The organism is Kitasatospora sp. NPDC091207, from assembly GCF_044768625.1.
In the GTDB taxonomy this organism is placed as follows: domain Bacteria; phylum Actinomycetota; class Actinomycetes; order Streptomycetales; family Streptomycetaceae; genus Kitasatospora.
The window spans coordinates 217,386-229,793 of record NZ_JBIVVS010000012.1 but is presented as its reverse complement, the minus strand read 5'-3'; the positions used below and the strand labels follow the sequence as shown (position 1 = coordinate 229,793).

General features: G+C 74.7%; 10 protein-coding genes. 4 read left to right on the top strand and 6 right to left on the bottom strand.

Annotation, left to right across the window (positions count from 1 at the left end):
• Positions 1-102: 102 nt before the first annotated feature.
• On the bottom strand, positions 103-768 hold the full coding sequence (locus ACIQTO_RS21460; RefSeq protein WP_402390208.1) for an NADPH-dependent F420 reductase: 666 nt from the start codon (positions 766-768) through the stop codon (positions 103-105).
• A gap of 303 nt (positions 769-1,071) precedes the next feature.
• Between ACIQTO_RS21460 and ACIQTO_RS21455 the strand changes: the two genes are divergently transcribed.
• From ACIQTO_RS21455 to ACIQTO_RS21445, 3 genes are all read left to right on the top strand, one after another.
• Positions 1,072-2,580, top strand: coding sequence for an MFS transporter (locus ACIQTO_RS21455; RefSeq protein ID WP_402390206.1), 1,509 nt, complete (start codon positions 1,072-1,074; stop codon positions 2,578-2,580).
• 49 nt (positions 2,581-2,629) lie between these two features.
• Positions 2,630-3,964, top strand: a complete 1,335-nt coding sequence (locus tag ACIQTO_RS21450) for a cytochrome P450 (RefSeq protein WP_402390204.1) — start codon at positions 2,630-2,632, stop codon at positions 3,962-3,964.
• 110 nt (positions 3,965-4,074) lie between these two features.
• The gene (locus ACIQTO_RS21445) at positions 4,075-5,136 is read left to right on the top strand and encodes an L-tyrosine/L-tryptophan isonitrile synthase family protein (protein ID WP_402390202.1); all 1,062 of its coding nucleotides are present in this window, start codon (positions 4,075-4,077) and stop codon (positions 5,134-5,136) included.
• Here ACIQTO_RS21445 and ACIQTO_RS21440 read toward each other — a convergent pair.
• The 4 genes from ACIQTO_RS21440 to ACIQTO_RS21425 form a co-directional block, all read right to left on the bottom strand.
• A complete protein-coding gene (locus ACIQTO_RS21440; RefSeq protein WP_402390200.1) occupies positions 5,121-5,933 on the bottom strand; it encodes an ABC transporter ATP-binding protein in 813 nt (270 codons plus the stop codon). The two genes, ACIQTO_RS21445 and ACIQTO_RS21440, sit on opposite strands and share 16 nt — an antisense overlap.
• Positions 5,930-7,009, bottom strand: coding sequence for a FecCD family ABC transporter permease (locus ACIQTO_RS21435; protein WP_402390196.1), 1,080 nt, complete (start codon positions 7,007-7,009; stop codon positions 5,930-5,932). The genes ACIQTO_RS21440 and ACIQTO_RS21435 overlap by 4 nt, the downstream gene beginning before the upstream one ends.
• A 3-nt stretch (positions 7,010-7,012) precedes the next feature.
• Positions 7,013-8,104, bottom strand: coding sequence for an ABC transporter substrate-binding protein (locus ACIQTO_RS21430; protein WP_402390193.1), 1,092 nt, complete (start codon positions 8,102-8,104; stop codon positions 7,013-7,015).
• A gap of 167 nt (positions 8,105-8,271) precedes the next feature.
• Positions 8,272-8,625, bottom strand: a complete 354-nt coding sequence (locus ACIQTO_RS21425) for a VOC family protein (RefSeq protein ID WP_402390190.1) — start codon at positions 8,623-8,625, stop codon at positions 8,272-8,274.
• A 161-nt stretch (positions 8,626-8,786) separates the two neighbouring features.
• On the opposite strand from ACIQTO_RS21425, the gene ACIQTO_RS21420 reads away from it, so the two are divergent.
• Positions 8,787-9,644, top strand: a complete 858-nt coding sequence (locus ACIQTO_RS21420) for a helical backbone metal receptor (protein WP_402390187.1) — start codon at positions 8,787-8,789, stop codon at positions 9,642-9,644.
• Positions 9,645-9,983: 339 nt separating this feature from the next.
• On the opposite strand, the gene ACIQTO_RS21415 is transcribed toward ACIQTO_RS21420, so the two are convergent.
• Positions 9,984-12,347 (bottom strand): hypothetical protein, encoded by a 2,364-nt coding sequence (locus ACIQTO_RS21415; RefSeq protein WP_402390185.1) that lies wholly within the window; start codon positions 12,345-12,347, stop codon positions 9,984-9,986.
• Between the last annotated feature and the right edge of the window lie 61 nt (positions 12,348-12,408).

Below are 12,408 nucleotides of genomic sequence, written 5' to 3'. Positions count from 1 at the left end.
GGCCTGGGCCCGTGGCCGTCAGGCCTGGGCCCGTGGCCGTCAGGCCTGGGCCCGTGGCCGTCAGGCCTGGGCCCGTGGCCGTCAGGCCTGGGCCCGTGGCCGTCAGGCCTGGGCCCGGAACGACGCCGGCCGCTCGGGCGAGGCCTCGGCCAGCGCCTTGACGACGGCGTCGACACCCTCCCGCAGTCCGTAGACGGGGGTGTCGGGCTGCTGGCGCCAGGACTCGTCCAGGCCGCCCGCGTCCACGCTGTCGAAGCCCAGCTCGTCGATCAGCGCGCGGACCACGCGCTTGGCGGCCTCGTCGTCACCGGCCACCGGGAGCGCGAGCCGGTCCGGGGCGCCCTGCGGACGGGGCCGCTCCAGGAGGTCCTCGGCGTACGTCCCGTTGAAGGCCTTCACCACCGGGTGCCCGACGTGCTGCTCCGTCCAGCGGCTCTCGGGCAGACCGTCCTCGATGGCCGCGATCCGCCCGTCCCGCTGCTGCGGGTAGTAGTTGCCGGTGTCGATCACGACGAAGCCCTCGGCCGCGCCGTCGAACAGGCCTGACGGCAGGTCCGGCACGTTCTTCAGCGGCACCGTCACCACCACGACCTCCGCGCCGCGCGCCGCCTCCCCCACCGTGACCGGTGTGGCGCCGGTCTCCTCGGCGAGCGCGGTCAGCGTCTGCGGGCCCCGTGAGTTGGCCACGGACACCTCGTGCCCGAGGGTGGTGAGCCGGCGGGTGAGGTTGCCGCCGATGTTGCCCGCGCCGATGATCCCGATCTTCATGATGATCCTTTCGGTCCTGCCGCGACCGTGCGTCGTGCCTGGCTGCAACCCCGGAACGTGCACGGCTATTTCCACCGGGCCAGCCGCCGGCCGGCGCGGTCGATCGGCGACCGGGACGGCCCGCATCCCGATCGGTGGCAGTCGGAACCGGTCTCGATCGAGCACGATCGGCCACCGCCGCCACATTCCGGCCAACCGGGAAATTCCTTCACCTGTTCGGAACCGGAGCTCCCCCGGCTCCGACTGCTGTACCGGACCCCGCCGCCGAGGCGGTGTCCGCGACGGCACAGCGGAGGAGAATCCATGGCAGCGCGACAGGCGCCGGCCGGCAGTGGGCCGGGCGACGGTCCGGCACAGCCGCAGGACCGGTGGATCCTGGTCGTGGCGGCCGGACTGCTCTCGTTCGTGGCCATGCTCGACATGAACGTCGTCAACCTGGCGCTCACCGACATCGCCGAGGGACTTCACGTCTCGTCCACCACCGCCCAGTGGGCCGTCCTCGGCTACCAACTCCCCCTGGTGGCCCTGCTGCTGCCCGCCGGGCGCTGGCTCGACCAGGTCGGCACCCGGTCCGCCCTGCTGCTGGCGGTGAGCTGCTTCGCGCTCTGCAGTGTGCTCGCCGCCCTCGCGCCGTGGGCGGGCTGGCTGGTGGCGGCCCGGCTCGCGCAGGGCGCCTTCGGCGCCGTGCTGTTCGTGCTGATGCCGGTGCTGGCCGCCACCGCCGTCCGGCCGGAGCTGCGCGGCCGCGCGATGAGCGTGCCCGCCACCCTCGGCCCGCTCGGTGCCGTCACCGGTCCGGTGATCGGCGGCCTGCTGCTCGACCACGTCGGCTGGCGGGCCATCTTCCTGGTCAAGCTGCCGGTCTGCCTGGTCGCCCTGCTGATCGCCCACCGGCACGCCCCGCGCGGCGGGCGGCTGCGGCTGCCCGACCGGGGCTCGCTCGGTGACGCCGCGCTGATCGGCTCCGCGGTGGCCGCCGTCCTGCTCGGGCTGACCCTCGCGCCCGACGCGCCCGGCTTCCTGCTGCTCGCCCTGCCCGCGGCCCCGCTGGTGCTGCTCTGGCTGCGCCGGCCCGGCGGACGGCCGGTCGCGGCCGTGCTCCGCACCCCCGGCGTCGCCGCCCTGGACGGCTCGGTGCTGGCCCTGGCGGCCGGCTTCGCCGCGACCCACTACCTGCTCGCCCAGCACCTGCGCCGGGACGACGGGATCACCGCCACCACCACCGCGCTGACCATGCTGGCGTTCCCGCTCGGCATGGTGCTGGCCGGCCGCTTCGGCGGGCGGCTGGCGGACCGCTGGGGCGCCCGGCCCACCGCGCTGACCGGCGCCACCGTCACCGCCACCGGCCTGCTGCTGCTCGTCCCGCTGGACGCCGGCTGGACGCCCGCCGACATCTCCTGGCGGCTCGCGATCGCCGGGGCCGGCATGGGCCTCAACGGCGGCCCCGTGCAGGCCCTGGTGATGAGCGCCGCGGCGGCGAAGCAGCTGGCCACCGCCGGCTCCGCCGTCCAGCTCTCCCGCAGCCTCGGCTTCGCCCTCGGACCCGCCCTCGGCACCGCCGCCGCGCTGGCCGGCGGCGCCGGCACCACGGCCGTCCGGGCCGGGCTCGTCCTCGCCACGCTGGCCGCCACCACGGCCGTGGCCCTCCTCGCCCTGCACCACCGCACCACCCGCAGTACCCGCACTACCGGCACCACCGGCAGTACTGGCAGTACCGGCACCAAGAGCTCCACCGATTCCGCGAGCACCGCGAGCACCGCGAGTACCCGGAGCGCCGACAGCTCCACGGGCTCCCGGCGCTCCGGAACCTGACGAAGCGCCGTCGCGCGCGCACCACACACCCCGACCGGAGGACCACCGCATGACCGACACCGTCCACGATCCGACCACGGGCAGCCCGGCGGACACCCCGCGCTGCCCGTTCGGACACGGTGAACTCCCCGACCCGGTACCGCTGTACGGGCCGGAGTACAAGAGCGACCCCTATCCGCTCTACCGGCGGATGCGCGAGGCCGGACCGGTCCACCGGGTGCGGTTCCCGAGCGGGATCGCCGCCTGGCTGGTGACCGGCTACCAGGCCGCCCACGAGACCCTCAACGACCCCCGGCTCGGCAAGAACCACGCCCTGGGCAACGAGGGCTGGCGCCGGCTCGCCTCGATCATGCCCGAGCCACAGCACTCCCAGCTCCAGGTCCACCTGCTGCACCAGGACCCGCCGAAGCACACCCAGATGCGCCGGCTCGTCCTGGACGCCTTCGCCCCGCGCCGGGTGGAGTCCCTGCGCCCGCGCGTCCAGGAGCTCGCCGACGCCCTGGTCGACGAGCTGCCCGACACCGGCGGCGCCGATCTGGTGGCCGGCTTCGCGGCCCACTACCCCTTCCGGGTGCTCGCCGAAGTCATCGGACTGCCGCAGGAGTTGGCCGTCCGCTTCGACCGCGACTGGGGCAAGGTCGTCCAACCGGTCGGCCCGCAGGACCCGGGCCGGCCGGCATACGAGGGCCGGCTGCGTGGCCTCCAGGGGTACATCGCCGACGTGGTGGCCCACAAGCGCGCCTCCCACGACCCCGCCGGGCCCGACGTGGACCTGCTCGGCCGGCTCGTCGCCGCCTGCGACGCGGGCGAGTTGACCCCCGAGGAGCGCGACTCGATCGTGTTCCAGCTGCTGGTGGCCGGCCAGGAGCCCGTCACCAACCAGATCACCACCATGCTGATCACCCTGCTGCGCCACCCCGACCAGCTCGCCCGGCTGCGGGACGGCGTCGCCGCCGACCCCGCCCTGCTCACCCGGGCGGTGGAGGAACTGCTGCGCCACGACGCCGCGTTCGAGATCACCACCTGGCGCTTCTTCGCCGAGGACAGTGACCTGTACGGCACGACCGTCCCGGCCGGCGACTCCGTGATCGTCTCGCTCTGCGCCGCCAACCGCGACGACGAGCAGTTCCCGGACGCCGACGTCCTCGACTTCGACCGCACCCCCAACGCCCACCTGGCCTTCGGCCACGGCATCCACTACTGCCCCGGCGCCGCCCTGGCCCGGCTCGAACTCCAGATCGCCGTCGCCACCCTGCTCACCCGGCTGCCCGGACTGCGCCCGTCCACCGGGGACGGCGAGGGGATCGACGCGCTCACCTGGGTGCCAGCCGTCCTCGCCCGGGGCGTGAACCGCCTCCCGGTCGCCTACGACAAGCGGACCTGACCGCCCCACGGCTCCCCGGCACCACCGCTGACCGGCCCGGCGCCCATCGCCGGGCCGTGGCTCCCGCCTGCCCCGAAGCCCGCACACCGTTCGTCCCGTGGAGGACCACCATGCCGCCCGCCGGCGTCGCCACCGATTCCCCGACCGACACCGCCGCCCAGTCCGGCACCACCGCCCACCCGGGCACCACCTGCCCCGACACCGCGCGAACCGCCCCGGCCCGGCCGGGCACCGCTCGGCGCCCCGCCGCCCCGGATCCGCGGTCCGTGCCGCGGATCTGCGCCGCGATCCTGGAGCTGCTGCTGCCGCACCGCCGCGCCTCCGACCCCGAGGTGAACGCCACCGCCGCCGACTTCCCGCTCCAGCTGGAGCAGTTGGCCGACTTCGTCGCCGTCGGCGACCCGATCGTGTTCACCCTGCCCGGCTTCCCCTGCAAATCCCCCAACCTCGCCAAGGTGCTCGGCCATCTGCCCGACGAGGGCGAACGCCTCTCGCTCACCTTCCTCGACGGACTCTGCGAGCGGATCGGCGCGCTCTACGAACCCGGTGCGCGGATCCTGATCTGCTCCGACGGCCACATCTTCGGCGATCTGATCCACGTCCCCGACGACCACATCGACCAGTACTCCGACGCACTGTCCGCGATGATCACGCAGGAGGGGCTGGGCCACCTCGCCACCTTCGATCTGCGGGCCGTCCTCGGCGACCTGCCGTTCGACGAGAAGCGGGCCCGGGTGCACGCCCAGTACGCGCCCAGCAAGGAGGAGTTGCGCGAACAGGTGCTCACCGACGAGGAGACCCTGCGGCTCTACCGCGGCATCACCCGGTTCCTCACCGAGGACACCGCCGGCTTCACCGGCACCCGCTCCGCCCTGCAGCGGGACTGCCGGCAGCGCGCGTACGGCGTCATCCAGCGCAGCCGCGCCTGGGGCGACCTGATCGCCGAGCAGCACCCCCGGTCCTTCCGGCTCTCCATCCACCCGCAGCGGGTCGGGGTGGCGAAGTTCGGCATCCGGCTGCTGGAGGCCGCCGACGCCTGGATGACGCCGTGGCACTCCGCGGTACTCCACCGACCGGACGGGCGCTGGGAGTTGCTGCGCAGCGCGGAGGCCCGGGAGATCGGCCGCCTGGTGGAGCGCGACGGCCGCCCGAGCCACTACGAGACCGTCTGACACGTCGGCGGCCCCGCCGGTGACGACGCGGGCGTGCGGTGGTCGAACGCGATCAACGGGTCACCCGTGAGCGGGTGTTCGACCACCGCCGCCCGTACGCCGAACACCTCGGCGAGCAGCTCGGCGGTCAGCACGTCACGTGGCGTCCCGGAGGCCACCAGGCTGCCGCCGTGCAGGACGTGCAGCCGGTCGCAGACCGAGGCCGCCGCGTTGAGGTCGTGCAGCGCGATCAGCGTGGTACGGCGCTGCTCGCGCAGCAGGCCGAGCAGCTCGACCTGGTGCCGGACGTCCAGGTGGTTGGTCGGCTCGTCCAGCACCAGGACGTCCGGCTGTTGGGCCAGGGCCCGTGCCAGCAGCACGCGTTGGCGCTCCCCACCGGACAGCTGGGCGAACCGGCGGTCCGCCGCGTCCGCCATCTCGACCCGTGCCAGGGCGTCCGCGACCAGGCGGTGGTCCTCCGCGTCGTCCCCCGCGAAGGCCCGCTTGTACGGGGTGCGGCCCATCGCCACCACCTCGCGGACGGTCAACTCGAAGTCCCCGCCGCGCTCCTGGGGCAGCGCGGCGATGTGCCGGGCGGACTGCGCGGCGGTCAGCCCGGCCAGCTCCCGGCCGGCCAGCAGGACCCGCCCGGCGCTCGGCCGCAGATGCCGGTAGACGGTGCGCAGCAGGCTGGACTTGCCGCTGCCGTTCGGGCCGACCAGCCCGGCGATCTCGCCTTCCTTGGCGACCAGATGGACGCCGGCCACCACCGTCCGTCCGGACAGGGTGACACTCAGATCCTCGACCGCGATCCTCAATTCCGCTCCAGTCGTCGGTCCAGCAGGAAGAGCAGGGTGGGCGCGCCGAGCAGGGCGGTGACCACCCCGATCGGCAGCTCCTGGGTGTCCAGGGCGGTTCGGGCGAGGGTGTCGACCACCACCAGCAGCACCGCCCCGGTGAGGGCGGACAGCGGCAGCAGCCGGCGGTGGTCACCGCCGACCAGCAACCGGCAGACGTGCGGCACCATCAGTCCGACGAAGCCGATCGCGCCCGAGACGGCGACCAGCACGCCGGTCAGCACACTGGTGACGACGAAGACCTCGCGGCGCAGCCGGGTGACGTCCACACCGAGCCCGGCCGCCGTCTCGTCGCCCATCAGCAGCGCGTTCAGGCCGCGGGCGCGGGCCTGCAGCACCGCCAGCCCGAGCGCCACCGCGATGGCGGGGACGACGAGTTGGCCCCAGACGGCGCCACTGAGACTGCCCATCAGCCAGAACAGCACGCCCCTGGTCTGCTGTTCGTCGCTGGTCTGCAGGACCAGGTAGCTGGTGAAGCCGGCGAGGAACTGGCCGATGCCGATGCCGGCCAGGACGAGGCGCAGCGGCGAGAACCCACCGCCGCGCCGGGCCATCAGCCAGACCAGTGAGAACGCGGCCAGCGCGCCGAGGAAGGCGGCCAGCGAGATGGTCAGCCCGATCGCACTGCCGAAGGCCAGCTCCAGGCCGAGCCCGCCGCCGAGGACGATCACCGCGACCGCGCCCAGCGAGGCGCCGGAGGAGATCCCGAGCAGATAGGGGTCTGCGAGCGGGTTGCGGACCAACGCCTGGACGGCCGTGCCGACCAGGCCGAGCCCGGCCCCGACCATCGCCGCCAGCAGGGCGCGCGGGACCCGCAGTTGCCAGACGATGAGGTCCCGGGTGCCGGGCTCGGGCGGGTGGCCGGTGAGCCGGTGGGCGACCACCGACCAGACCTCGCCGGGCGGGATGTCCACCGACCCGAGCGAGACGGCGGCGGTCAGCGCGGCGACCAGCGCGAGGGCGAGCACGACGGCCAGCGGCCCGGCGCGCAGCGTCCCCGTCCGGCTCCGCCTGCCGGTGACGGCGGCCGATGCCACGGCCTACTGGCCGTTCTTGACGAGCGCGGGGTGGACGGTGGCCGCGATCTGCCGGACGGTGTCGGCGTTGCGCACCCCGGCGATGGTGGTGACCTCGGAGCCGATCCGCAGGAAGTGCCCCTCCTGGACGGCCTTCAGGCCCTGGGTGGCGGGGAAGGCGCGCAGGAAGGCCTCGGCGTCCTCGAAGGCCTTGCGGTTCTCCTGCTCACTGCCCCGGTTGCGCACCGCGAGCTGGATCCAGTCCGGGTTCTTGGCGACCACGTCCTCCCAGGAGGCCGGCTTGAAGTCGGCGTCGCAGTCGGCGAACACGTTGCGCGCGCCCGCCAGGGTGATGACCGCGTTGGCCACCTGCCGGCCGCAGACCGACATCGGCTGCTTGGTGCCGGCGTCGAAGTCGAACAGGAAGTAGCTCGGCCGCTGCTCGGCGGGCACGGCGGCGATCGCCGTGCGGACCTCGCCGATCTGCCGCTCCATCCCGGAGACCAGTTCCTCGGCCCTGGCCGCCGTGCCGGTCACCGCGCCGAGCCGGCGGATGTCGTTCTCGACCTCGGCGAGATCGGTGCGCGGCGCCTTGGCCGCCTTCGGCGTGCCAGCGCAGGCGGTGGACAGCAGCAGGACGTGCTGGATGCCCGCCGCCGCGAACTCCTCCTCGCTGGGCCCGGCGCCCGCCGCGCCCATCATCGGCATCGCGCCGAAGGTGTCCACGTAGAGGTCGGCGCCCGAGCCGAGCAGCTTCTCCTTGGCGATCACCTTGTCCCCCAGCACCGGCACCTTCGCGCCCTGCTCGGCCAACGCCGCCGGCAGGCTGCCCTTGCCCGGCGGGAACCCGGTACCGACGACCCGGTCGCCCGCGCCGAGCTGGAGCAGCATCTCCAGGCTCGCGGCGTTGCTGGTGACGATCCGCTTCGGCGCCTGCTGGACGGTGGTCTCCCTGCCCTGGCAGTCCGCCACCTTCACGGGGAACCCGGCGGCGGTGGCCTGCCCGCCCCCGTCGGCCCGGTCGCCGCCGGCGCTGCTCCCCCCACCGCCGCTCCCACAGGCCGTGGCGAACAGGGCGATGGCGGCCGCGATGCCGCAGAACACGCGAGGGCGCATGGAACTCTCCTGGTCAATGGTCGTGCTCGGACCCGTCCTGCGAGCCCGGACCAGGTAGTCGGCCCCCGCGCCCGCCCGGTTCCCGCGACTTTTCCGTCGACGGACCGGGCGTTCGGTCGGTGATCCCGGCGCACCCGCGGCTCGTCACCACCGGCGCGCGCACCCGGTCAGGCCGGCTGCCACAGCTCGATCCGGTTGCCCTCGGGATCGGTGACCCAGCCGAACCGGCCGACACCCGCCATGTCCTGCGTCTCCTCGGCCACGTCAGCTCCCCCCGCGCGCAGTTGTGCGAGCATCGCGTCGAGGTCGCGGACCCGGAAGTTGAGCATGACCTGCTGGGAGCGGGACCCGAAGTAGTCCGTCCCGGACTCGAAGGTCGCGAACACCGTCGGCCCGGCCTCCTGCCGCCACAGGCCGTGCTCGTCGGCGTCCAGGCCCAGACAGTCGCGGTACCACGCGCTCAGCGCGGCCGGGTCGGCGGCCCGCAGGAAGTATCCGCCGATGCCGAGTACACGTTCCATGCCCGCCATCCTGCCAGGGTGCCGATCCGGCGGACCGGCACCACACCATCGCCCCGCACGCTCTGCCTCGGACACGCCCCGCTTCGGTCACGCCCCGCTTCGGTCACGCCCCGTCCGATCACGCCCCGTCCGATCACGGCGGAACTCGTTAGGGTGGCCGGATGGCCTCCCCGCGCGACCAGTCGTCCGACCTGCCGTCAGAAGTGCCGTCAGGAGCGCCGTCCAGGACCGCTGTCCGGGTGGACGACCTCGGGCTGCCGGTGCCGTGCGGCCCCGGCCCGGTCCGACGGGTCGTGTCCTTGGTGCCCTCGCTGACCGAAGCCGTCGCCGCCACCGCTCCCGGCCTGCTGATCGGCGCCACCGACTGGTGCAGCCACCCCGCCGGCCTGGCCGTCAGCAGGATCGGCGGCACCAAGAACCCGGACGTCCGCCGGATCACGGCCCTCGTACCCGATCTCGTACTCGCCAACGACGAGGAGAACCGCCGCCCCGACCTCGACGCGCTGCGCGCCGCCGGCGTGCCCGTCTGGGTCACCGACATCCGCACCCTGGAGCAGGCGTTCGACTCCCTCCACCGGCTGCTCACCATCGCCTGCGAGCTCGCCCGCCCGACCTGGCTGGATGCCGCCGAGGCCGCCTGGGCGGATGTCCCTCCCCGGCCGACACCCCGACGTGCCGTCGTCCCGATCTGGCGCCGACCGTGGATGGTGCTCGGCCGCGACACCTTCGCCGGCGACCTGCTCCGCCGCCTCGGCGTCCAGCCGGCCCAGGCCGATCACCCCGACCGCTACCCGGCCGTCCCCCTACCCGAACTCCTCTCCTGCGAGCCCGAGCTGATCGTCCTCCCGGACGAGCCGTACCGCTTCGGCGCGGACGACGGCCCGGAGGCCTTCCCGGGCATCCCGGCGGCCCTGCTGAGCGGGCGCCATCTGACCTGGTACGGGCCGTCGTTGGTGGAGGCACCCCGGTTGCTGGCGGCACAGCTGGCCCGGGCCCGACCGGGAGCCGCCCGGGGCTGAGCGCGCGGAGCGCCGGACCCGGCCGAGGCGGCGGCGCCCGGGCGCCGGCACGGCGGTCACATCAGCCAAGGACGGCCGGCCCTCGGCGGGGCCACGGGAGGACCCGGGGCCTCGGGGGCCGGTACCCCGGCTCGGCCCCTGCCCCTGCCCCTGCCCCTGGGGAGCCTGGCCCGCAACGTGCACGACAGCGACGTCACCGAGCCCGTCACCGGTGCGGCCGGCGGGCGCCCGACCGTCCCGAACCCCGGCCACGTCGACGAACAAGGCCGGCCGAGTACGCCGAAGGGTCCGGTGGAAGCGGCGAACCGCTTCCACCGGACCCTTCGGCGTTGCTGTGGGTCAGCCGCGCGCGGCCGTCACGGCGGCGCCCAGCGCCTCCTTGATGCGCGGGCCGAGGCGGGCGAAGCCCAGCTCCTTCATCGCCGCCCGCAGCAACTCCTCGTCGCTGCGGCCGACTCCGTCCCCGTCCAGCCACCGCACGACGGCGAGCAGTTCGTCGGCCGAGTAGGCGGTCACCGGGCGGCCCGGCGTGAAGTCGGGCTTCTCGGGCCGGCCGGCCGGGAGGACCTCGACAGCCTCGGCAACGGGCTCGGGCGCGACGACCTCGACCGGGGCGTCCACCACGGCCTCCGCCGACTCGACCTCGACGACCGGCTCAGCGGGCTCGACCTCGGCCTCGGCAACCGGCTCAACGACGGCGGGCTCCTCGACCACCGACGCCGGCTCCGGCTCGACGACCGCCTCGGGCTCGACGATCTCGGATGTGGTCTCCTCGGCCTCGGCGACCGGCGCCACCTCCTCGGCAACCGGCGCATCCTCGACAGCGGACACGGCGATCTCGACCTCGGCCTCGGCGACGGGCTCGGCCGACTCGGATTCGGCAACCGGCTCGGCGGCGGCGGGCTCCTCGACCACCGACGCCGGCTCCGGCTCGACGACCTCGACCGGGGCGTCCACCACGGCCTCCGCCGACTCGACCTCGACGACCGGCTCAGCGGGCTCGACCTCGGCCTCGGCAACCGGCTCGGCGGCGGCGGGCTCCTCGACCACCGACGCCGGCTCCGGCTCGACGACCGCCTCGGGCTCGACAGCCTCGGACGCGTCCTCGACAGCGGGCCCGGCGATCTCGACGTCGGTGTCGGCCGCGAGGTTGACCTGAGCCGCCTCGGGCTCGGCAGCCTCGGGCTCGACCTCGGCGACCTCGGCGACAGGCTCGACCGGCTCGGACTCAGCAGCCGGCTCGACGGCGGTGGGCTCCTCGACCACCGGCGCGGGCTCCGGCTCGACGACCGCCTCGGGCGCGTCGGCCTCGGCGACCGCCGCCACCTCCTCGGCAACCGGCGCGTCCTCGACAGCAGGCCCGGCGACCTCCGGTTGGTCGTCCTCCAGCACCGTCGCCCCGGCCTGCGCCGGACCGGCCGGAGCGGCGTCCACCAGGTCGTCCGCGGCGGGCGACGGCGACGGGAGCGAGACAACGAGCGGCCGGGCCTCGGCGGGCTCCTCGGCCGTGAGCTCATCCGCCTCGGCCTCGGCATCCGCCGCGACCTCCGGCTCCGTCCCGGCGTCAGCGTCAGCGACGCGCTCGGCCTCGGGCTCGACAGCCGTCTCTTCGACGACCGTTTCCTCGTTGGTCGCCTCGTCGACGACAGCTTCCTCGTCGGTTGCGGCGTCGCCGACGGCTTCCTCGGAGGTCGTCTCCTCGGAGACCGCTTCGGAGACCGTCTCCTCCGTCGCCGTCAGCCCGTCCCGCTGGCCGCCGGCCAGGGCCTGGCGGGCGCCGTAGGCGGCCTCGGCGGCGCGGCGGTCGGCACGGGCGGCGGCGAGCTCGGCGAGCAGGTCGGTGAGGCCGGCCTCTTCGAGGGTGGTACGCAGCGAACGGATGGTCGGGAGGCGGTAGAGCGTGCCCTCGTCCGCCGCCAGGCGCTCCACCAGATCGATGAGCTCGGGGAACGGCAGTGCTTCCAGGTCGTGCTCGGGCAGCAGCCGGGCGAGGTCGCGCAGTCCGGTGCCGATCGACTCGAACGCCGCCGCGGTCCGCTCCGCCGACGGGCCGTCGGCGGGCGGGACGGGCAGCGCGCCCGAGGGGGCGAGGACGGCCCAGGCCCGGCGCTCGACCTTGGCCGAGGCGAGCGCCTCGTGCAGCTCCTCGGAGCGGACCTTGCGGCCTCCGACGACCAGGGCCGCGGCCTGCTTGCGCAGCCCGCGAGCGCGCAGGAAGGGCAGCTTGACGCCGTTCTCGCGGCGCCAGGCGCGGTCGGCCGTGGCGGCGGCGAGGGCGTCCAGGTCGGCGTCGTACGCGGCGGCGACCAGGATCGCGGAGGTCTGGTGGACGCGCTGGAGCGTCTCGGCGAACAGCGCCGCGACGGCGACGCTGCCGGGCACCTCGATCTTGGCCTCGACGGCCAGCGCGGTGACGGCCTCCCAGGTCTGCTGGAGGTCGCTGCCGCGGAGCTCGGCGAGGGCGGTGGAGGCGGCGCGGGCGTCCTCGGGGGTGGCGACCGTGTCGACGGCCGCGTACCAGGCGTGGGTCCCGGCGGTGAGGGTGAAGGCACCGAGTTCGGCGTAGCGGCCGAGGTCGTCCCGAAGGCCGGTCTCCGCCGTGGCCGCCTGGCCGCGGCTCTGCTCCGGGTCCGTGGCGTCCTTGGCGTCTGCGGCGGCCTTGGCGTCTGCGGCGTCGGCGTTGCGCGAGTGAAGCACTGTCATGTGAGGTCCGGTTCTGGGCGACTGCGGCGGGGCGGGCGTCGAGGGGACGGCGGACCGGGTG

Coding starts and splice junctions, on each gene's coding strand:
- ACIQTO_RS21425 (WP_402390190.1), bottom strand. CDS start 8,625: ATGGAACGTGTACTCGGCATCGGCGGATACTTCCTGCGGGCCGCCGAC.
- ACIQTO_RS21455 (WP_402390206.1), top strand. CDS start 1,072: ATGGCAGCGCGACAGGCGCCGGCCGGCAGTGGGCCGGGCGACGGTCCG.
- ACIQTO_RS21450 (WP_402390204.1), top strand. CDS start 2,630: ATGACCGACACCGTCCACGATCCGACCACGGGCAGCCCGGCGGACACC.
- ACIQTO_RS21430 (WP_402390193.1), bottom strand. CDS start 8,104: ATGCGCCCTCGCGTGTTCTGCGGCATCGCGGCCGCCATCGCCCTGTTC.
- ACIQTO_RS21420 (WP_402390187.1), top strand. CDS start 8,787: ATGGCCTCCCCGCGCGACCAGTCGTCCGACCTGCCGTCAGAAGTGCCG.
- ACIQTO_RS21460 (WP_402390208.1), bottom strand. CDS start 768: ATGAAGATCGGGATCATCGGCGCGGGCAACATCGGCGGCAACCTCACC.
- ACIQTO_RS21445 (WP_402390202.1), top strand. CDS start 4,075: ATGCCGCCCGCCGGCGTCGCCACCGATTCCCCGACCGACACCGCCGCC.
- ACIQTO_RS21415 (WP_402390185.1), bottom strand. CDS start 12,347: ATGACAGTGCTTCACTCGCGCAACGCCGACGCCGCAGACGCCAAGGCC.